Source organism: Leisingera sp. ANG1, assembly GCF_000203975.2.
In the GTDB taxonomy this organism is placed as follows: domain Bacteria; phylum Pseudomonadota; class Alphaproteobacteria; order Rhodobacterales; family Rhodobacteraceae; genus Leisingera.
In genome coordinates this window covers 713,748-729,795 of the sequence record NZ_AFCF02000008.1, presented here as the reverse complement: position 1 = coordinate 729,795, position 16,048 = coordinate 713,748, and the positions used below count along the sequence as shown (strand labels likewise).

General features: G+C 64.1%; 20 protein-coding genes. 11 read left to right on the top strand and 9 right to left on the bottom strand.

Annotated elements, in window-relative coordinates; all coding sequences use genetic code 11:
- Positions 1-82 precede the first annotated feature (82 nt).
- The 4 genes from dgcA (at position 83) to GC1_RS16100 (ending at position 3,486) form a co-directional block, all read left to right on the top strand.
- The gene (dgcA, locus tag GC1_RS16115) at positions 83-1,048 is read left to right on the top strand and encodes an N-acetyl-D-Glu racemase DgcA (protein WP_019294966.1); all 966 of its coding nucleotides are present in this window, start codon (positions 83-85) and stop codon (positions 1,046-1,048) included.
- Between the two features lie 10 nt (positions 1,049-1,058).
- Entirely contained in the window at positions 1,059-1,919 is an 861-nt protein-coding gene (locus GC1_RS16110; protein ID WP_019294967.1) for a D-amino-acid transaminase, read from the top strand.
- A 323-nt stretch (positions 1,920-2,242) separates the two neighbouring features.
- Positions 2,243-2,479, top strand: a complete 237-nt coding sequence (locus GC1_RS16105) for a hypothetical protein (RefSeq protein WP_019294968.1) — start codon at positions 2,243-2,245, stop codon at positions 2,477-2,479.
- A gap of 170 nt (positions 2,480-2,649) precedes the next feature.
- On the top strand, positions 2,650-3,486 hold the full coding sequence (locus tag GC1_RS16100; protein ID WP_019294969.1) for an alpha/beta hydrolase family esterase: 837 nt from the start codon (positions 2,650-2,652) through the stop codon (positions 3,484-3,486).
- Positions 3,487-3,520: 34 nt separating this feature from the next.
- Here GC1_RS16100 and GC1_RS16095 read toward each other — a convergent pair whose 3' ends face one another.
- A complete protein-coding gene (locus GC1_RS16095) occupies positions 3,521-4,348 on the bottom strand; it encodes a dienelactone hydrolase family protein (RefSeq protein WP_019294970.1) in 828 nt (275 codons plus the stop codon).
- A 73-nt stretch (positions 4,349-4,421) separates the two neighbouring features.
- Between GC1_RS16095 and GC1_RS16090 the strand changes: the two genes are divergently transcribed.
- Positions 4,422-4,910, top strand: coding sequence for a winged helix-turn-helix transcriptional regulator (locus GC1_RS16090; protein WP_237754612.1), 489 nt, complete (start codon positions 4,422-4,424; stop codon positions 4,908-4,910).
- Between the two features lie 109 nt (positions 4,911-5,019).
- Here GC1_RS16090 and GC1_RS16085 read toward each other — a convergent pair whose 3' ends face one another.
- The 3 genes from GC1_RS16085 to GC1_RS16075 form a co-directional block, all read right to left on the bottom strand.
- On the bottom strand, positions 5,020-5,334 hold the full coding sequence (locus GC1_RS16085) for a DUF1244 domain-containing protein (RefSeq protein WP_019294972.1): 315 nt from the start codon (positions 5,332-5,334) through the stop codon (positions 5,020-5,022).
- An 80-nt stretch (positions 5,335-5,414) separates the two neighbouring features.
- Positions 5,415-5,654: a DUF6868 family protein gene (locus GC1_RS16080; protein ID WP_029204690.1), complete on the bottom strand. Its 240-nt coding sequence runs from the start codon at positions 5,652-5,654 to the stop codon at positions 5,415-5,417.
- A gap of 157 nt (positions 5,655-5,811) precedes the next feature.
- Complete coding sequence (locus GC1_RS16075; protein WP_019298276.1) at positions 5,812-6,549, bottom strand: N-formylglutamate amidohydrolase; 738 nt, start codon at positions 6,547-6,549, stop codon at positions 5,812-5,814.
- Positions 6,550-6,669: 120 nt separating this feature from the next.
- Here GC1_RS16075 and pyk point away from each other — a divergent pair, with 120 nt between their 5' ends.
- From pyk to rplT, 4 genes are all read left to right on the top strand, one after another.
- Positions 6,670-8,115 carry a pyruvate kinase gene (pyk, locus tag GC1_RS16070; RefSeq protein ID WP_019298275.1) on the top strand — a complete coding sequence of 482 codons (1,446 nt, stop codon included), beginning with the start codon at positions 6,670-6,672 and terminating at the stop codon, positions 8,113-8,115.
- Between the two features lie 84 nt (positions 8,116-8,199).
- On the top strand, positions 8,200-8,421 hold the full coding sequence (locus tag GC1_RS16065; protein WP_019298274.1) for a hypothetical protein: 222 nt from the start codon (positions 8,200-8,202) through the stop codon (positions 8,419-8,421).
- Between the two features lie 116 nt (positions 8,422-8,537).
- Positions 8,538-8,738 carry a 50S ribosomal protein L35 gene (rpmI, locus tag GC1_RS16060; protein WP_019298273.1) on the top strand — a complete coding sequence of 67 codons (201 nt, stop codon included), beginning with the start codon at positions 8,538-8,540 and terminating at the stop codon, positions 8,736-8,738.
- 15 nt (positions 8,739-8,753) lie between these two features.
- Positions 8,754-9,119, top strand: a complete 366-nt coding sequence (rplT, locus tag GC1_RS16055) for a 50S ribosomal protein L20 (RefSeq protein ID WP_008557989.1) — start codon at positions 8,754-8,756, stop codon at positions 9,117-9,119.
- Between the two features lie 58 nt (positions 9,120-9,177).
- On the opposite strand, the gene GC1_RS16050 is transcribed toward rplT, so the two are convergent.
- The 3 genes from GC1_RS16050 to GC1_RS16040 form a co-directional block, all read right to left on the bottom strand.
- The gene (locus GC1_RS16050) at positions 9,178-10,917 is read right to left on the bottom strand and encodes an adenylate/guanylate cyclase domain-containing protein (RefSeq protein WP_019298272.1); all 1,740 of its coding nucleotides are present in this window, start codon (positions 10,915-10,917) and stop codon (positions 9,178-9,180) included.
- Positions 10,918-11,026: 109 nt separating this feature from the next.
- On the bottom strand, positions 11,027-12,076 hold the full coding sequence (locus GC1_RS16045) for a PAS domain-containing sensor histidine kinase (protein ID WP_237754611.1): 1,050 nt from the start codon (positions 12,074-12,076) through the stop codon (positions 11,027-11,029).
- A 150-nt stretch (positions 12,077-12,226) separates the two neighbouring features.
- Entirely contained in the window at positions 12,227-12,829 is a 603-nt protein-coding gene (locus GC1_RS16040) for a pyridoxamine 5'-phosphate oxidase family protein (RefSeq protein WP_019298270.1), read from the bottom strand.
- A gap of 68 nt (positions 12,830-12,897) precedes the next feature.
- Here GC1_RS16040 and GC1_RS16035 point away from each other — a divergent pair, with 68 nt between their 5' ends.
- Together GC1_RS16035 and GC1_RS16030 are read left to right on the top strand one after the other, a co-directional pair.
- Positions 12,898-13,665: an AraC family transcriptional regulator gene (locus GC1_RS16035; RefSeq protein ID WP_019298269.1), complete on the top strand. Its 768-nt coding sequence runs from the start codon at positions 12,898-12,900 to the stop codon at positions 13,663-13,665.
- Positions 13,666-13,763: 98 nt separating this feature from the next.
- Positions 13,764-14,930 carry a sterol desaturase family protein gene (locus GC1_RS16030; RefSeq protein WP_036762705.1) on the top strand — a complete coding sequence of 389 codons (1,167 nt, stop codon included), beginning with the start codon at positions 13,764-13,766 and terminating at the stop codon, positions 14,928-14,930.
- Positions 14,931-14,933: 3 nt separating this feature from the next.
- On the opposite strand, the gene GC1_RS16025 is transcribed toward GC1_RS16030, so the two are convergent.
- Positions 14,934-15,287: a GFA family protein gene (locus GC1_RS16025; RefSeq protein ID WP_019298267.1), complete on the bottom strand. Its 354-nt coding sequence runs from the start codon at positions 15,285-15,287 to the stop codon at positions 14,934-14,936.
- 120 nt (positions 15,288-15,407) lie between these two features.
- Positions 15,408-16,043: a DUF1326 domain-containing protein gene (locus GC1_RS16020; protein ID WP_019298266.1), complete on the bottom strand. Its 636-nt coding sequence runs from the start codon at positions 16,041-16,043 to the stop codon at positions 15,408-15,410.
- Positions 16,044-16,048 lie beyond the last annotated feature (5 nt).

Sequence of the window (16,048 nt, the reverse complement as noted above, 5' to 3'; positions counted from 1 at the left end):
TGAAAGAGCAGGTGCCCCGGATGAAGGGCATCGTGCCAAGGCCCGCTGCTGCGCGCGCAGGGCCGCAGGAAAGGGCAGTTTCATGAACATCACCGTCACCCCGGACGTCTTCAAACTGGCGCAGGTCTTCACCATCTCTCGCGGCTCGCGCACCGAGGCCAAGGTGCTGACCGTGCGGGTGGAAAAGGACGGCGTCACCGGCTGGGGCGAATGCGTACCCTATGCCCGCTATAACGAGACGCTGGAGAGCGTGACTGCAGAGATCGAAGGGCTGCCTGCCGATTTCACCCGCGAAGAACTGCAATCGCTTCTGCCTGCCGGTGCCGCCCGCAACGCGGTTGACTGCGCGCTGTGGGACCTGGAGGCGAAACAGGCCGGCAAGCGGGTTTGGGAGCTGGCAGGCTTGCCAGCGCCGGGGCCTGAGATCACCGCTTACACCCTTTCGCTGGATACGCCCGAAAAGATGCAAGCGCAGGCGGCGGAGAACGCTCACCGGCCGCTGTTGAAGATCAAACTCGGCACCCCCGACGACATGCCCCGCCTGGAAGCGGTCCGCGCCGGTGCGCCGGACGCCAAGATCATCATTGACGCCAACGAGGGCTGGTCGGCAGAAGTCTATGCCGAACTGGCGCCGCATTTGGTGCGCCTCGGCGTGGAACTGGTAGAGCAGCCCTTGCCCGCGGGTGAGGACGAGGCGCTGATCGGAATGGAGCGCCCGGTGCCGGTCTGCGCGGACGAAAGCTGCCATGACCGCGAGAGCCTGCCCAAGCTCAAGGGCAAATATGACGTGGTCAATATCAAGCTGGACAAGACCGGCGGCCTGACCGAGGCGCTGAAACTGCGTGAGCAGGCGCTGGCCGAGGGCTACCAGGTGATGGTCGGCTGCATGGTCGGATCTTCGCTGGCGATGGCGCCTGCGACGCTTGTGGCGCAGGGTGCGGCGGTTACGGATCTTGACGGTCCGCTGCTTCTGGCCGAAGACCGCGAGGAACCATTGTTGTTTGATGCCGAGGGCGTGCACCCGCCGAAACCGGCACTTTGGGGTTGAGGAGACCAAGATGACCCGTACCGTTTATGTGAATGGCGAATACCTGCCCGAGGGTGAAGCCAAGGTTTCGATCTTTGACCGCGGCTTCCTGTTTGCCGATGCGGTTTATGAGGTGACTTCGGTCCTCGACGGCAAGCTGATCGACTTTGAAGGCCACGCCGTGCGCCTGGACCGCTCGCTGAAAGAGCTGGACATGGCGTCGCCCTGCTCCAAGGAGGAGCTCTTGGAGATCCACCGCAAGCTGGTGGAGCTGAACGGCATCGAAGAAGGGCTGGTTTACCTGCAGGTCTCGCGCGGCTCTGACGGTGACCGGGACTTTGTGTTCCCGTCCGAAGACACCCCGCCGAGCCTGGTGCTGTTCACCCAGAACAAGCCCGGCCTGGCGGACAGCCCGGCCGCTGCCAAAGGCGCCAAGATTATCTCGATCGAGGACATCCGCTGGGGCCGCCGCGACATCAAGACCGTTCAGCTGCTGTACCCGTCGATGGGCAAGATGATGGCCAAGAAGGCAGGCTGCGATGATGCCTGGCTGATCGAAGACGGCTATGTGACCGAGGGCACCTCCAACAACGCTTATTACGTCAAGAACGGCAAGATCGTGACCCGTCCGCTGTCCAACGATATCCTGCACGGCATCACCCGCGCCGCGGTGCTGCGTCTGGCGGCAGAGGCTCAGATGGAGATCGAGGAGCGTCTGTTCACCATCGAGGAAGCCAAGGAGGCGGATGAGGCCTTCACCACCTCCGCCAGCGCCTTTGTGATGCCGGTGGTCGAGATCGACGGCGTGCAGCTCGGCGACGGCACCCCCGGTCCGATCGCCAAGCGTCTGCGCGAGATCTACCTGGAAGAAAGCCGCAAGAAAGCCGTCTGAGGCTGCTTGCCGCACTGTTACGAAAGGCCGCCCTTCGGGGCGGTCTTTTTGTTCAAAAGAGAATCAATTCGGCTGTTCCGGGCCGTATGGCTGGTCCGGAAAGCGAGGCCTTGAAAGCAGTGAGACTGCGTATTTTCCAGCCTCTGGCAACAATGGGCGGCTGGCCGAACGACTGTCCCGGAAAACCCCTGCTTCGGCTCAGGATTTTAACTAATTTTACACAAAATGACCCCGTCGCGTCAGGAATGCGGTAACCTGATTTCAGGTGATAGGAGCCGGCCAGGGGGGCCGCCAGCCAGAGCCGCAGACCGTGGAGGTGCCAGATGCAACAGTGTTATCAGCCAGAGATCGGGGAAGCCGTGAACAGCCAGGCCGCAGAGCCGAGCGACGCGGAAATTCTGGCCGCTGTCCGTCAGGTGCTGACCGCGGAAGTGGTGGAGCATCCCGACTATGCCGAGGCGCCTGCCAGCCGGGGGTGGCTGGCTGGCAAGCTCCTGGCGCGGGAACGTCCGGCCTCTGGTGCACTGGCCTCCCGGCTTCTGGGCCGCTTCCGCGGCTAGGCGCGCCATCGGGGGTGCGCGCCCTGCTGCGGACCGGTGGTCCAGGGAATTTAAGTAAGACATTTTGCAGCGGCCGCCCAGAACGGGCGGCCTTTTTCTTGTTCCTGTCAGCTGCAGCGCCTGCGGATTGTGCTAGCCTCGGTTCTGTACCGTATGGGGGAGGGGCGCAGATGCTGAGCCGGATATGGATGCTGCTGATAGCGGGGCTGCTGGCCGCGCCAACAGGAGCAGCGGAAGAGGCCGCGCCGTGCGGCGGGGAGACGCCGTGCCCGATAGATGGCGGTGACTACCACTTGGCTTTGCCGGAGGGCTGGCAGGGCGGGCCGGCAGTGATGTTCCTGCATGGCTACGGCAGCAGCGGTGCCAAGGTGATTGCCAATACCGGGCTGGTGGGGGCTTTCAGCCGTCGCGGCTATGCGGTGATTGCCCCCAGCGGGCTGCCTTGGGCAGAGGGCAAACCCGCCGACTGGTCGGTGCGTGACGGCTGGAACACCTATCCGCGCCGTGACCTGGTATTCCTGCGCGATGTACTGGCGGATGCCACGGAGCGTGCCGGGGTAGAGCCGGACCAGCTGCTGCTGAGCGGCTTTTCCCGCGGCGGCTCTATGGTCTGGGATGCGGCCTGCCAGATGCCGGAGTTCGCAGCCGCCTATGTTCCGGTTTCCGGCGGCTTCTGGCTGCCTATGGTACGGGACTGCAAGGGGCCGGTGAAGCTGCTGCACATTCACGGGTTTACCGACAAGGTGGTGCCGCTGGAAGGCCGGGTAATTCAGGGCTCGGTGGCCGAGATCATACAGGCTGACATCTGGGAAGGTCTGCAGCTGTGGCGGCGCGAAAACAGCTGCCGCAGAAATGCTGCTGACCATCAGATCGAAGATGGCATCTGGCGCAAGCGCTGGGACTGTGAAGCCGGCGGGCTTGAGCTGATCCTGCACAAGGGTGGCCATGGCCTGCCCAAGGGATGGAGCACTATGGCGCTGGACTGGTTTGAAAGCCTGGAGCGCTGAGGCGGCGGGCGAGGCAGCGCCGCCGCCCGTTAGATCAGCTGCCTGCTGTCAGCCGTTGCCTGAAGAATGCCAGGATCTCATCCCGTGCGGTCAGGGTCGGGCTGCCTGCCTCATCCACCAAATGCGCGGTGACCACGCTGTGCGGGGTGGGGACGTGTTTGGCAAAGAACGGCGGCACTTCGGCGGCGGCGGCGCTGTCCGGCAGGGTGCGGGCGTCAAAGCGCTCTCCCAAGGCTTCGGCATAAGCCGCAAAGCGCTGCGCCTGGCAGAAGTCGTCACCCTGAAACCGGTAGGCCAGCACCGTGAGGTCCTCGCGCTCCAGCCGCTCACGCACGGCGGCCAGTTCCTCTGGCGGGCTTTCGACACCCGCCGGGTTGTCCAGCGGCAGAGAGGGCTGCGCCAGAACCGGAGCAAGCATGGCGGGCTCCAGCATCATCGACAGCGCAAAGTTGCCGGTGAAGCACATGCCGATGGCACCGGTGCCGGGACCGCCGCATTCCTCATGCGCAAGCCGTGCCAGCGCCCGCAGCCACTGGGTGACCGGGCTGGCGCCATTGCCCGCAAAGGCGCGGAATTCGGCGCTGACGCAGGCGCGGCGGAACACCTCTGCGCCGTCCTCTGCGGTGGCCACGGCGCCGTCCTTGCCGAACAGCGAGGGCATGTAGACAGTGAAGCCTGCACCACGCACCCAGCGGGCAAAGCGGGCCACATGCGGGCTGATCCCGGGCATTTCCGCCATCACGATAACCGCCGGGCCGTTGCCGGACACATGCACGGTTTTCTCCGCATCGTTGAGGGTGATTCGGCGCGGCTCGAAGTCTTCGAGCGTATCGTCGCGGTCCATCGGGCGCTGCTGGGTCATCGGGGCTGTCCTTTCGAATGCGAATCTGAGTCTAAATTTTGAACTCAGGTAGAAATCCCCTATCTGGGTCCGTATGTCAAACCCAGCTTCTGATTCCCGTGAAACCCTGCCCGCCGTCCGCCGCCGCGCCCTGGTGCCCAAGGAGCAGTGCCCGATGGCGCTGGCCGCCGAAATCCTCGGCGACCGCTGGACGCTCTTGATCCTGCGGGAGGCTTTCTATGGCGTTTGCCGCTATGACGACATGCGCGAAGACCTGAAGGCGCCGCGCTCGACGCTGACGGACCGGCTGAACAGCCTGGTGGCGCGCGGGGTGCTGGAGAAGCAGCCCTATCAGGAGGCGGGCGACCGGGTGCGCCAGGCCTATGTGCTGACCGAAGCCGGGCGCGGATTGGCGCTGACCTTTCTGGCGCTGGCGCAATGGGGGGAGGCGCATGTCACCGGCGGCGCGGCACCGGTCGGGGTGGTGGACCGGGAGAGCGGTGCGCCGCTGCGGGTGGGGCTGATGGATGCGGATGGTGCGCCGGTTGATCCAGCGCGCGCGGCCCTGCGGCTGAGAGGCTGAGGCTGCGGCCGACCCGGTTCTTTCACCTTTGGGCAAATACTCCGGGGTGAATTGGCCGCACGGCCAAGAGGGGCAGCGCCCCTCTGTTCCGGTTTAGCGGAGCAGCTGCTTACTGCTTGTCGGTCACGTTTTCCTTGAACGCCACCTCGAAGGCCGCCTGTTTCTCGGCGCTGGCCTCGGTCTGGTAGTTGGCCTTCCACTCATCCATGGTCATGCCATAGTAGATTTCACGCGCTTCGGTCTTGCCCATCTCGATGCCGCGCTCGTTGGCGGCCTCCTGGTACCAGCGGGCCAGGCAGTTGCGGCAGAAGCCGGCCATGTTCATCAGGTCGATGTTCTGCACATCGGTGCGGTCTTCCATCAGGTGCTTTTGCAGGCGGCGGAAGGCGGCAGCCTGGATTTCGATCTCGGTTTGCTTGTCCATGGCGGTGGCTCCGGAGTTGTCTTGCGTCCCCGCAGGCCTAGCAGCCGCAGCGGGGGCGGGCAATGGGCGCGGGCGGCTGGTCAGATCAGCTGCAGCGCCAGCCAGGGCCCCAGCGCGGTGGCAAAGATCACGATCTTATAGGTGCCGAGCCAGCGGTAGACCGTCAGGCTGACATCCGCGGGCGCCAGCCCGAATATGCGGGCGTGCAGCCCAGCCACCCAGTCCCGCATCAGCATCAGAAGCACGGCAGAGAGGGTGAACAGTCCGATATGCAAAACGGTCAGCCATCCGAAAAAGGCAGAGAGGGTTTCCTGGGTCATGACTGCTCCTTTCCCCGAAAATCCCGCGTTTCCGTTACAAATATGGGTGCGCGCGGCCCGTTCTGCAATGTCAGCGCCGTTTTCCGGCGCGGAAAACGGCCCGGAAAACACGTGTTTTCCGAGCCGGAATTCGCGCCGAATTCCGGTGCCCGGCAGGTCAGAGCTCGGAGGCGTCCAGTGCCTTGGGCAGGATACGGGCGAGGCGCTCGGCCCATTCGTGCTGGCCTTCGTGCTCTGCAATCAGATCGTTCCTCAGCTCGACCAGCATGTTGGGGCGGCCCGGCTTGGTGGCATGGGTTTCGATCGCGTCGCCGGGCAGATAGCCGGTGTAGGGCTCATTGACGCCCACACACAGGCCGTCCTCGCGGTTCAGCTCCTCAATGACGAAGGGCGAGAACCGCTCGCCCTCGGGGAACAGGATGCCGATTTCCCAGGGCCGCGGCGCACGCCCGCGCAGCTGGCGGGTGAAGCTGTGGACCGAGACGATCACCGTGCGCGGCCGCTCTGCCAGCCGGGCCAGCGCCCGGTGGTAGGGGCGGTAGCAGCTTTCCAGCCGCTCCTTCAGTTCTGCCTCGCCCGCGTGGCGGTTGGCCGGGATGATGGTGCCGTCATAGAGCTTCATCAAGAGGGTCGGGTCGTCCTCGCCGCGGTTGGGGTCGATCACCAGGCGGGAGAAATTCGAGGCCACCACCGGCGCGTCCAGCATTTCACCCAAAAGCTTGGACACCTCATAGGCGCCGACGTCATAGGCGATGTGGCGTTCCATGTCCTCGCGCGGGAGGCCGAGGTCGCCGCCGCCGGCAAACTCCGGCACATGGTTGGTTGCGTGGTCGCAGGTGATCAGCCAGCGGGCGGGGCGGTCTGCGCCGTGAACAAAAAACGGTGTGTATGTCATGAGCCTGATATGTTTTGCCGCATTCTCTTTACGGGAGTTGCGCGGAAATGGGAATTGGGGGATAAGCACCCCGAGCTGTTTGCGGTAACATGAAGACGAGATCCGAAGGAGAGGACCCCAATGAAACGATCGCGCAATGTGAAGATTGTCGCCACTTTGGGGCCGGCCTCGGAGACCTACGAGACCATCCGCGCGCTGCATGAGGCGGGCGCAGATGTGTTCCGCCTGAACATGTCGCACGGCAGCCACCCGGAGATCGCCGAGAAGCACAAGATCATCCGCCAGGTGGAGCAGGACCTGGACAGCCCGATTGCGATTCTCGCTGACTTGCAGGGGCCGAAGCTGCGGGTGGGTGTGTTTGCCAATGGTGCCGAAGACCTGGAGGAGGGGGCGAAGTTCCGCCTCGACTTGGATGAGGCGGAGGGCGGCGTGTCGCGCGTGTGCCTGCCGCATCCGGAGATTTTCCAGGCGCTGGAGCCGGGTGCGCACCTGCTGGTGAACGATGGCAAGATCCGCCTGGTGGTGGATGACTGCGGCCCGGACTTTGCTGATTGCACGGTGGAGACCGGCGGCACGATTTCGAACCGCAAGGGCGTAAATGTGCCCGACGTGGTGCTGCCGCTGGCGGCCTTGTCCGAGAAGGACCGTGCGGACCTGGAATTTGTCTGCTCCCTGGGGGTGGACTGGCTGGCGCTGTCCTTTGTGCAGCGGGCCAAGGATGTTTATGAGGCGCGCGCACTGGCCGATGGCCGCGCGGCGGTGCTGTCGAAGATTGAAAAGCCGCAGGCGGTGGAGGATTTCGAGGCCATTCTGGATGCCTCTGATGGCATCATGGTGGCGCGCGGCGACCTGGGCGTCGAGCTGCCGGTGGCGGCGGTGCCGCCGATCCAGAAACGTCTGGTGCGCAAGTGCCGGGCCGCGGCCAAGCCGGTGATCGTGGCAACCCAGATGCTGGAAAGCATGATCGAAAGCCCGATGCCGACCCGGGCCGAGGTCTCCGACGTTGCCACCGCCATCTATGAGGGCGCCGATGCGGTGATGCTGAGCGCCGAGAGCGCGGCGGGCCAGTATCCGGTGCAAGCGGTGCAGACCATGGACAAGGTGGCGGTCGAAGTTGAGGCTGACCCGACTTACACCCAGATCATCGCGTCTTCGCGCTCAGCCAAGGGCACCACGGTGGCTGACGGAATCGTCGCCGCAGCACGGGAGATTGCGGAGAAGACCGAGATCAAGGCGATCTGCTGTTTCACCCAGTCCGGCACCACCGCGCTGCTGACCGCGCGGGAACGCCCTGGTGTGCCCATCATCGCCATGACCCCGGTCAGCGCCACCGCCCGCCGGCTGTGCCTCAGCTGGGGCTGCAAATGCGTGATGACGCCGGAGCTAGACCGGTTCAAGGGCGCGGTGGTCAGCGCCGCGCGGGCGGCGCGGTCGGGCGGCTACGCCTCCGAGGGCGACCAGATCGTGGTGACTGCCGGCGTGCCCTTCAACGTGCCAGGCACCACCAACATCCTGCGCATCGCCCCCTGCGACGAGCGGCTGATCTACAGCACCGATCCGGAATGACCCCAAGGCGGCCGGCGGCGATTGAAATGCTTCCGGCTGCCCCTACCATCTCTCAGGCTGCTGAGGTCATGGGGGAGATGGTTCATGGATACGGATCTGGCGTTGATCCTGGGACTGGTGATTGCGGCATTCACGGTGCCATCGGTCATGTCCTCCCTGAGTGAACGCCGCCCGCCGCGGGCGTCAATTCTCACCATATTGATCGCCATCTCGCTGATCGCCTATGCCGTGGTGCAGAAACCTGGCGGATATGCGATTGATGAGATCCCGGACGTGTTTTTCAGGGTCGTCGGGCGCCTTCTTTAGAGAATCCGCTTGCCCATCCTGCCAGCATTGCTTAAAGGGCAGCTCTGTTCCGCGCGGCCGGCCGTCGAGGCATGCCGAGTCGCGCGTCTAGCGAACCTGCATTGAAGGAGACGGAAATGCCCAAGATGAAGACAAAGTCGAGCGCCAAGAAGCGCTTCAAGATTACCGCCACCGGCAAGGTGAAAGCGGGTCAGGCCGGCAAGCGCCACGGCATGATCAAGCGCACCACCAAGTTCATCCGTGACGCCCGCGGCACCACCACCCTGTCCGCACCGGACGCAAAGATCGTCAAGGGCTTCATGCCCTACGACCGCTAAGAGGAGATCTGAGATATGTCCCGCGTTAAAGGTGGTACCACAACTCACGCCCGTCACAAGAAGGTCATCAAGGCAGCCAAAGGTTACTACGGCCGCCGCAAGAACACCTTCAAGGTTGCCCGTCAGGCCGTCGACAAGGCCAACCAGTACGCAACCCGCGACCGTAAGAACCGCAAGCGCAACTTCCGCGCGCTGTGGATCCAGCGTATCAACGCTGCTGTGCGTTCGCACGACGAAGCGCTGACGTACTCCCGCTTCATCAACGGCCTGACCCTGGCCGGCATCGAAGTGGACCGCAAGGTTCTGGCCGACCTGGCCGTGCACGAGCCCGAAGCCTTCGGTGCGATCGTCCGTCAGGCGCAGGACGCGCTGGCAGCCTAAGGTTCCAGAGTTCGAATTCAGAGAAGGCCGCCCATCGGGGCGGCCTTTTTTGTTGCCGCTATTCCGGCAACCCTGCCGTACGGAGCGCGTTCAGATAGGGATCCAGGCCGCCGGGATGTTTGACCGGCAGGCTGCGGGCCAGGTAGCTGAGGGATAGTTTCGGCAGTTCGCCAATCGCGGCCTGTACTGAGACCCTGGCCTCGTCCAGCCGCCCGGCCTGCACCAGGGCGGCTGCCTTGACCGCATGCGGCCAATAGCCGGTTGCCCGGGGCAGCTGCATTGTCTTGTCCACCCAGGCCAGGGCGGCCTCTGTATCTCCGGCCAGCACATCCGCCAGCGCATGGGTAATTGTCGTCGCCCAGAGGATCGGATCGCGCGGGCTCAACGGCTCGACACGTTCTTCGCAGGCGCGCGCTTCGTCCAGGCGGCCGGCCAGGGTCAGCACCATGCCCAGCCCGTGGTGCGCCTGGCTGAAGCTGGGGTTGAGCTGGATCGCCCGCTGCAGCGCTGCAATCGACAAGTCGTGGCTGCCCTGCATCATGTGGATCCGGCCGATGGCGAAATAACCCACCGGGTCGGTGTCGTCGATCTGCAAGGCGCGGCGTGCGGACGCCATGCCCAGTTCCAGATGGTGCTCCGGGTCGTCCGGCCAGCCCATTACCACGCCCTCATAGTAGGCGTAGCACAGATACGCGTGCGCGGTGGAAAACTCCGGATCAAGCTCTGTTGCCCGCCGGAGAAGGTCCAGAGACTTCTGGTGGTCCTCGCGGCTGTAGTCCCACATGTGCCAGAGGCCGCGCTGGTAGCAGGCCCAGGCATCCAGGCTTTCTGTTCTGCGGCTGATTGCCTTCTCGCGTTCGGCAGCGGCCATTTCCGGCTCCACCCGGCCGACGATGGTCCGGGTGATCTCGTCCTGCAGATCGAAAATATCCTGCAGCTCACGGTCGTAATGTTCCGCCCAGACATGCAGTCCGGTCGGCGCATCAATCAGCTGCGCGGTGACGCGGACGCGGCTGCCGGCCCGCCGCACGCTGCCCTCGAGCACGTAGCGAACGCCAAGTTCGGCGGCGACGCGTTTGATGTCGACGGCCTGGCCTTTGTAGGTGAAGGTGGAATTGCGGGCGATCACCAGGAACCAGCGGATTTTCGACAGCCCGGTGATGATGTCCTCGCTTAGCCCGTCTGCAAGAAACTCCTGCTCTGGGTCGGCGGACATGTTGGTGAACGGCAGCACAGCGATGGACAGTTTTTCCCGTTTCCGGGCTGCAGGTTTGGCTGTGGACGTGCCGCCGTCCCAGCGCCAGACCCGGAAGGGGCCGTCGATGTTTTTGAGGCTGATCTGGCCGGCGTCGATGAAGGTGGCGCCCACTTTGCCGCGGACCTGGCTGTGCACGTAGTCGGAGGTCAGAACGCCGCCGCAGGGCGCGGCGGCTTCCAGCCGGGCGGCGACGTTGACGCCTTCACCCAGCACGTCGTCGCCCTCGACAACGATGTCGCCCAGGTTGATGCCTATCCTGAAATCAATCGGGTCCAGATCTGCGTTTTCAGAATTTCTTGCGCGCAGAGCGTTTTGCAGCGCAACCGCACATTCCACCGCATCCACGGCGCTGGCGAATTCGGCAAGGGCGCCATCGCCCATGGTCTTGAAGATGCGGCCCCTGTTTCCGGTCACCAGCGGGAAGAAGATTTCGTCCCAAATCTCCTTCATCCGTTTGAGCGTTGCCGCCTCGTCCGCCTGGACAAGTTTTGAATAACCCACGACATCGGCTGCCAGAATTGCAGCCAGGCGGCGCTCCATCAGCTGGCCCTCCCCACTGTGTCAGGGTAGCGGGAGAGGTGGTGAAAAACCAGTTCCCAGTGCTGAGGTGCAGAAAACAGCACCGAATATTTGCTGACCCCTGCCGTGCTCAGCCTTGGCGCGGCATCCGCAGGGTAAAGATGGTCTGCTGGCGATCCGACGCTGCCACGATCAGGCCACCATGCGCCCTGGCGATCTGCTGGGCGATGTAGAGGCCGAGGCCCAGGCCGTTCTGCGACTCGCGGGTGTCGGTGCGGGTGAAGGGTTCGAACAGCAGCGCCATGGTTGCTTCGGGGATCGGATCCCCCTGGTTGGCGACGGACAGAGTGAAATCGCTGCCGTCCTCGCGGGCTGTCACGATGACCGGTTTGCCTTGGGCGCCGTGAGTCACTGCATTGGACAGAAGGTTGGAGACCAGCTGCGCAATGCGGTCCGTGTCGCAGTTCAGCGGGTCGGTGAAACTGTAGTTCTCGGTGATCGGGGTGCCCGGATTTGCCAGCCGGATTTCCTCAACCGTTTGCGCCAGGACCGGCCGCAGCTCCGCGCTGTCCGACCGCGTGATTTCAATGCCTTCTCCAAGGCGCGACCGGGCAAAGTCCAGAATGTCGTTGATCAGCGCCGACATCCGGGTGACGGACTGGCGCCCGAGCGCCAGGATCTCCAGCGCCTTGGCTGATTGCGGTTCATTCTCCAACAGCCGCAGCGTGGCGCCGATCGCCGACAGCGGGTTGCGCAGGTCATGGCCCAGCACAGCGATGAACTGCTCGCGGAAATGGGCTTCCTGCTCGCGGGAGGCCAGATTGGCGGCGTTTTCCTTGGCTTTGGTTACATCCCGGGCACTGCAGTAAAAGCGTTCGCCTTCCGGAACCGCGTTCCAGGACAGCCAGCGATAGCTGCCGTCCTTGTGCCGGTAGCGGTTTTCGAACTGCAGCACCGGCTTGCCCTGCTTGACGCGCTCAAAGGCGGCCTCGGTCCGGGACATGTCGTCGGGGTGCAGGAAGTCGAAGAACTGGCGGCTTTCGATCTCTTCCGGCAGCAGGCCCAGCGTGGTGAACCAGGCCGGGTTTGTGTCTGTGAAGATGCCGGAGGCGTCGATGATGCCCAGCAGGTCTGGCGTGACCTTCCAGGTCTGGCTGGTGCGGTCCATTTGTGTGGGCACGGCAGTACATCTCTTTGGGACGGCAGGTCTGCAACTTGCACAGGTTGCCTGCCTGCTGGCAAGCGCTAAGGTGCCGCACTTGCGGGAAAAACTGTCTGCTGCGGCATGCGTTTGCCTCGCTGGACCAGACGGGCAGCCGCGGAAACGCCATCACCACATGCGGGACTTGGCGTATTCCGCATATCCTGCGTCATATGCCTCTGCCTCAAAGCTCTCCTCCTGCTCTTTCAGGAACTGGCCAGCGGTGGGCACCGCGGGGCGGTTCGCCTCCAGGTCCCACAGGCGGGAGCGCATCAGCGCCTTGGCGCATTGGAAATAGAGCTCTTGAATCGTGATTACCGCCACAGTCGCGGGCCGCAGGGATTTGCGGGCAAAATGGGAGCGAATGGCCTCGTCCGCGGTCAGCACGGCGGTGCCGTTCACCCGAACCACGTTGTTGCAGCCAGGCACCATGAACATCAGGCTGACGCGGCTGTCGCGGACGATATTGCGCAAGCTGTCGATGCGGTTGTTGCCGCGCCAGTCGGGCAGCCAGAGGGTGCGCTCGTCCGCCATATGCACCACAGGGCCGTCATCGCCGCGCGGGGTGGCGTCTGTGCCCTCGGGGCCAACGGTGGACAGCACCAGGAACCTCGAGGCGCCGATCCAGTCGCGGTAGAGCGGCGTCAGGCGGGTGGTGACCTTGGTCAGCGATTGCGGCACCGGGGCGCCGTAGATCTCTTCAAGCTCATTGGTGCTGGTGATGGTCTGCATGGGGCCGGCCTCCTTTTGGTTGCGTTTTAGCTTGCCCTTTCGCGGCGATGGGGCCAGTTTTTGCGCAAATGGGCCAGAATGCGGATATCCGGCGGCGGGGACCGTCCTCCTCCGATGCGGTGCAGATGCTGCCGCATGGGGTGGCATCCTATGCGCGCACCTATGCGGACGGCTATGTCTCTGCCTGGCATGATCATCCGCGCCACCAGCTGGTCTATGCGGTGGCCGGGCTGATGATGGCAGAGGCCGGCGGCACCACTTGGGCGGTGCCTGCGGGGTCGGGGCTGATCGTGCCTGCAGGGGTGCTGCATGAGATCCGCATGGCGGGCGAAGTGCAGCTGCAGTCGCTCTATATCGATCCGGCGGCACCAGGGGCGGAGATGATGGCGGAGTGCCGGGCGGTGACCGTGGAGCCGCTGCTGGCGGGGCTGATTGCGGCGCTGTGCGCCATGAACAATCCCTGGCCGCTGCCGCCGCGGGCACACCATCTGAGCCAGCTGATCCTGATAGAACTGGCGGCGGCGCCGAAATCCCCGCTGGCGCTGCCGTACCCTGCGGACGCGCGGCTGCAGCGGGTCTGCGATGCGCTGATCGGCGCACCGGGCGCGCCGCACACGCTGGACCATTGGGCGGCGCTGGCAGGGATGAGCCGCCGCAGCTTCACCCGCCGGTTCCAGCAGCAGACGGGGCTGAGTTTCGGTGGCTGGCGCGACCGGCTGCGCTGCCAGATCGCACTGCGGGAAGCGGCGCGCGGCGCGCGGTTGGACCAGGTGGCGCAAAGGCTGGGCTATGCCAGCCGCCAGTCGCTGCTGGCGATGATGCGGCGGCTGGTGTGACGCCCGGCGAGGACGGCTGGCCGGTGTCATGATTTCCGTAGTCGCAGGCCGCTGCTATCTGTGGCAGGTTGCGCCGGAACGGCGGCAATGAGGCAGGCATGAAATTCATCCGGGATGTGATCGCGCAACTGGAATCCCCGCGCGAGGTTCGGCCGCTGGGCAGCGGCTGGCTGTCGGGCTCGATGGCGCTCTTGGCGGCCATTACCGGGCTGCTGCTGGTGCTGCTGCGCTGGTACCCTGAGACGTTCTCTTATCCGCAGATCGCATTTGTGCATTCCAGCGGCTATGTGACCGCCTTCCTGCGGTTTGTGCTTCTGGCGGGCTATGCGCTGTCGCTGCTGAGCCTGATCCTGAGCCGCCAGAAAAGCCTGGGCTGGGCGGCGCTGGGTCTGTCTGTAGTAGCCTCGCTGATGGCCACGGCGCAGCCGCAGCACGCGGGCGAGGCCCCGCAGAGCTTGTATTTCGGGCTCGACTATTTTGTCGTGAACGTGCTGCTGGTGGGTTTTCTGTTCGTGCCGCTGGAGCGGGTCTTTCCGGCGCGGCGCGAGCAGACCGTGTTCCGCACCGAATGGCGCGAGGACATGTTCTATTATCTGATCAGTTCCATGCTGGTGCAGGTGCTGACGTTCCTGACCATGGCGCCCGCGAACTATGTGAACACCGAGTTCGACCTGGAGGGGATCCGCGCCCATATCACCAATCTGCCCTTTGCGGTGCAGGTGCTGATCATCATGGCAGCAACGGATTTCGTGCAGTACTGGGTGCACCGCGCCTTTCACACCTTTCCGGCGCTGTGGCATTTTCATGCGATCCACCACTCGGCCAAGAAGATGGACTGGCTGGCCGGGGCGCGGATGCATTTCATCGAGATCGCGGTGCTGCGCGGGCTGACTGCAGTGCCGATGTTTACGCTCGGCTTCAAGCCGGAGGCGATCCAGGGCTATCTGCTGATCGTCTATTTCTACTCTAGCTTCATCCACGCCAATATCGGCTGGAAGCTGGGCTTTGTGGAGCGGTTCCTGGTCACCCCGCGCTATCACCATTGGCATCATGGCAGCGAGCGGGCGGCGATCGACATCAACTATGCCTCGCATTTCCCGCTCTATGACTGGCTGTTTGGCACCCACCACCTGCCGGAGAAGGAATGGCCGTCGAAATACGGGGTGGCCGGTGACACGGTGCCAAACGGCTACTGGCGGCAATTCCTGTACCCGTTCAACCAAAAGCGCTGGAAGAAGAAGCCGGATGAGGGTGGCAAGGGCTGAGGCTCAGAGGTTTTGGCCGTCGTAGATTTCTGATGGCAGCCGCAGCGCATCCAGTCCCTTGATGCAGCCGAGGTTCACCCGGTAGTGCCCAGGGTTGAGGCGGGTTTCCACAAAGGTGTGGATGCCGCATGTGCCGCAGAAATGGTGCTGCGCGGTCTTGGTGCCGAACTGGTAGGTTTTCAGGGTGCCGGGGGCAGCCGTGATGTGCATATCGGCGGGCGGGATGGTTTCCGGTGTCAAGCCAGCCCCTCTGCGGGAGCAAATCGAGCAGTCGCAAAGCATGGCGCTGGAGATTTCCCGGGTGCGGAAGGTGAAGCGGACTGCGCCACAATGGCAGGTCCCGGAGTAGGTTTCCATCACTGGCCTCATAAGTTGAGTGGAATACGCAGATAAGATGCAACAGGATGCACACTGTGCAGGCCTGCGGGCGACAGCGACAGGTCTGGAAACGCCTGTTACACCAGCGGAGCGGGCATATCAGGCCGCGATTCCGTGCGGACCGTGGCGGATGATGGCCCATTGGCCATAGCTGTCATCCAGGTCCAGCTTGATCGCCGCGTCAGACTTGGTGCTGGCGCTGCCGATCTCGGCCAGGGTGAACTCGATGCCGCCGGGGATGTCGATCCGGACCCGGTGCTCGCCGCCGCCATGCGGGGCCTGGATCGGCCGGCCGGTTGAGGTGACCAGCCCTTCGATGTCCAGTTTGGCAGTGCGGTTTTCAATGTCGACTTCGTAGTCGATCCGCTTGATCAGCGTCTCGTGCACGGTGTCGCACATGGCGCGGAACACCCACCAGTGGGTGGCTTCCTCATCGGTTTCGCCGCCCAGCATCACGGTTTCCAGCGCCGCGCGCTGGGCGTCGGTGGCGCGGTCGTCGATGATCGCCTGCAGCGCCCCCTTGCCCTCGAAAACCGGGCCGGGCCAGGCGTAGAACAGCGCTGCGCGGGTGCCGGTCAGGTCGGTGCCGCCGAAATGGCCCTTGTCGATACGGATCACCTCGAACCCGGTGCAATGCCCATGGGTGGGCAGATCCTCGAACTGGCAGGGGCAGCCGTAGTTGCAGTTGCAGTTCCCGAAGCTGGGGCCTTCGATATACCAATCCACATGTGCCATGGCTG

What these genes read in the sequence shown, in the direction of transcription:
- dgcA (WP_019294966.1), top strand. Translation starts at nt 83, where the DNA reads ATGAACATCACCGTCACCCCGGACGTCTTCAAACTGGCGCAGGTCTTC.
- GC1_RS16110 (WP_019294967.1), top strand. Translation starts at nt 1,059, where the DNA reads ATGACCCGTACCGTTTATGTGAATGGCGAATACCTGCCCGAGGGTGAA.
- GC1_RS16105 (WP_019294968.1), top strand. Translation starts at nt 2,243, where the DNA reads ATGCAACAGTGTTATCAGCCAGAGATCGGGGAAGCCGTGAACAGCCAG.
- GC1_RS16100 (WP_019294969.1), top strand. Translation starts at nt 2,650, where the DNA reads ATGCTGAGCCGGATATGGATGCTGCTGATAGCGGGGCTGCTGGCCGCG.
- GC1_RS16095 (WP_019294970.1), bottom strand. Translation starts at nt 4,348, where the DNA reads ATGACCCAGCAGCGCCCGATGGACCGCGACGATACGCTCGAAGACTTC.
- GC1_RS16090 (WP_237754612.1), top strand. Translation starts at nt 4,422, where the DNA reads ATGTCAAACCCAGCTTCTGATTCCCGTGAAACCCTGCCCGCCGTCCGC.
- GC1_RS16085 (WP_019294972.1), bottom strand. Translation starts at nt 5,334, where the DNA reads ATGGACAAGCAAACCGAGATCGAAATCCAGGCTGCCGCCTTCCGCCGC.
- GC1_RS16080 (WP_029204690.1), bottom strand. Translation starts at nt 5,654, where the DNA reads ATGACCCAGGAAACCCTCTCTGCCTTTTTCGGATGGCTGACCGTTTTG.
- GC1_RS16075 (WP_019298276.1), bottom strand. Translation starts at nt 6,549, where the DNA reads ATGACATACACACCGTTTTTTGTTCACGGCGCAGACCGCCCCGCCCGC.
- pyk (WP_019298275.1), top strand. Translation starts at nt 6,670, where the DNA reads ATGAAACGATCGCGCAATGTGAAGATTGTCGCCACTTTGGGGCCGGCC.
- GC1_RS16065 (WP_019298274.1), top strand. Translation starts at nt 8,200, where the DNA reads ATGGATACGGATCTGGCGTTGATCCTGGGACTGGTGATTGCGGCATTC.
- rpmI (WP_019298273.1), top strand. Translation starts at nt 8,538, where the DNA reads ATGCCCAAGATGAAGACAAAGTCGAGCGCCAAGAAGCGCTTCAAGATT.
- rplT (WP_008557989.1), top strand. Translation starts at nt 8,754, where the DNA reads ATGTCCCGCGTTAAAGGTGGTACCACAACTCACGCCCGTCACAAGAAG.
- GC1_RS16050 (WP_019298272.1), bottom strand. Translation starts at nt 10,917, where the DNA reads ATGGAGCGCCGCCTGGCTGCAATTCTGGCAGCCGATGTCGTGGGTTAT.
- GC1_RS16040 (WP_019298270.1), bottom strand. Translation starts at nt 12,829, where the DNA reads ATGCAGACCATCACCAGCACCAATGAGCTTGAAGAGATCTACGGCGCC.
- GC1_RS16035 (WP_019298269.1), top strand. Translation starts at nt 12,898, where the DNA reads ATGGGCCAGAATGCGGATATCCGGCGGCGGGGACCGTCCTCCTCCGAT.
- GC1_RS16030 (WP_036762705.1), top strand. Translation starts at nt 13,764, where the DNA reads ATGAAATTCATCCGGGATGTGATCGCGCAACTGGAATCCCCGCGCGAG.
- GC1_RS16025 (WP_019298267.1), bottom strand. Translation starts at nt 15,287, where the DNA reads ATGGAAACCTACTCCGGGACCTGCCATTGTGGCGCAGTCCGCTTCACC.
- GC1_RS16020 (WP_019298266.1), bottom strand. Translation starts at nt 16,043, where the DNA reads ATGGCACATGTGGATTGGTATATCGAAGGCCCCAGCTTCGGGAACTGC.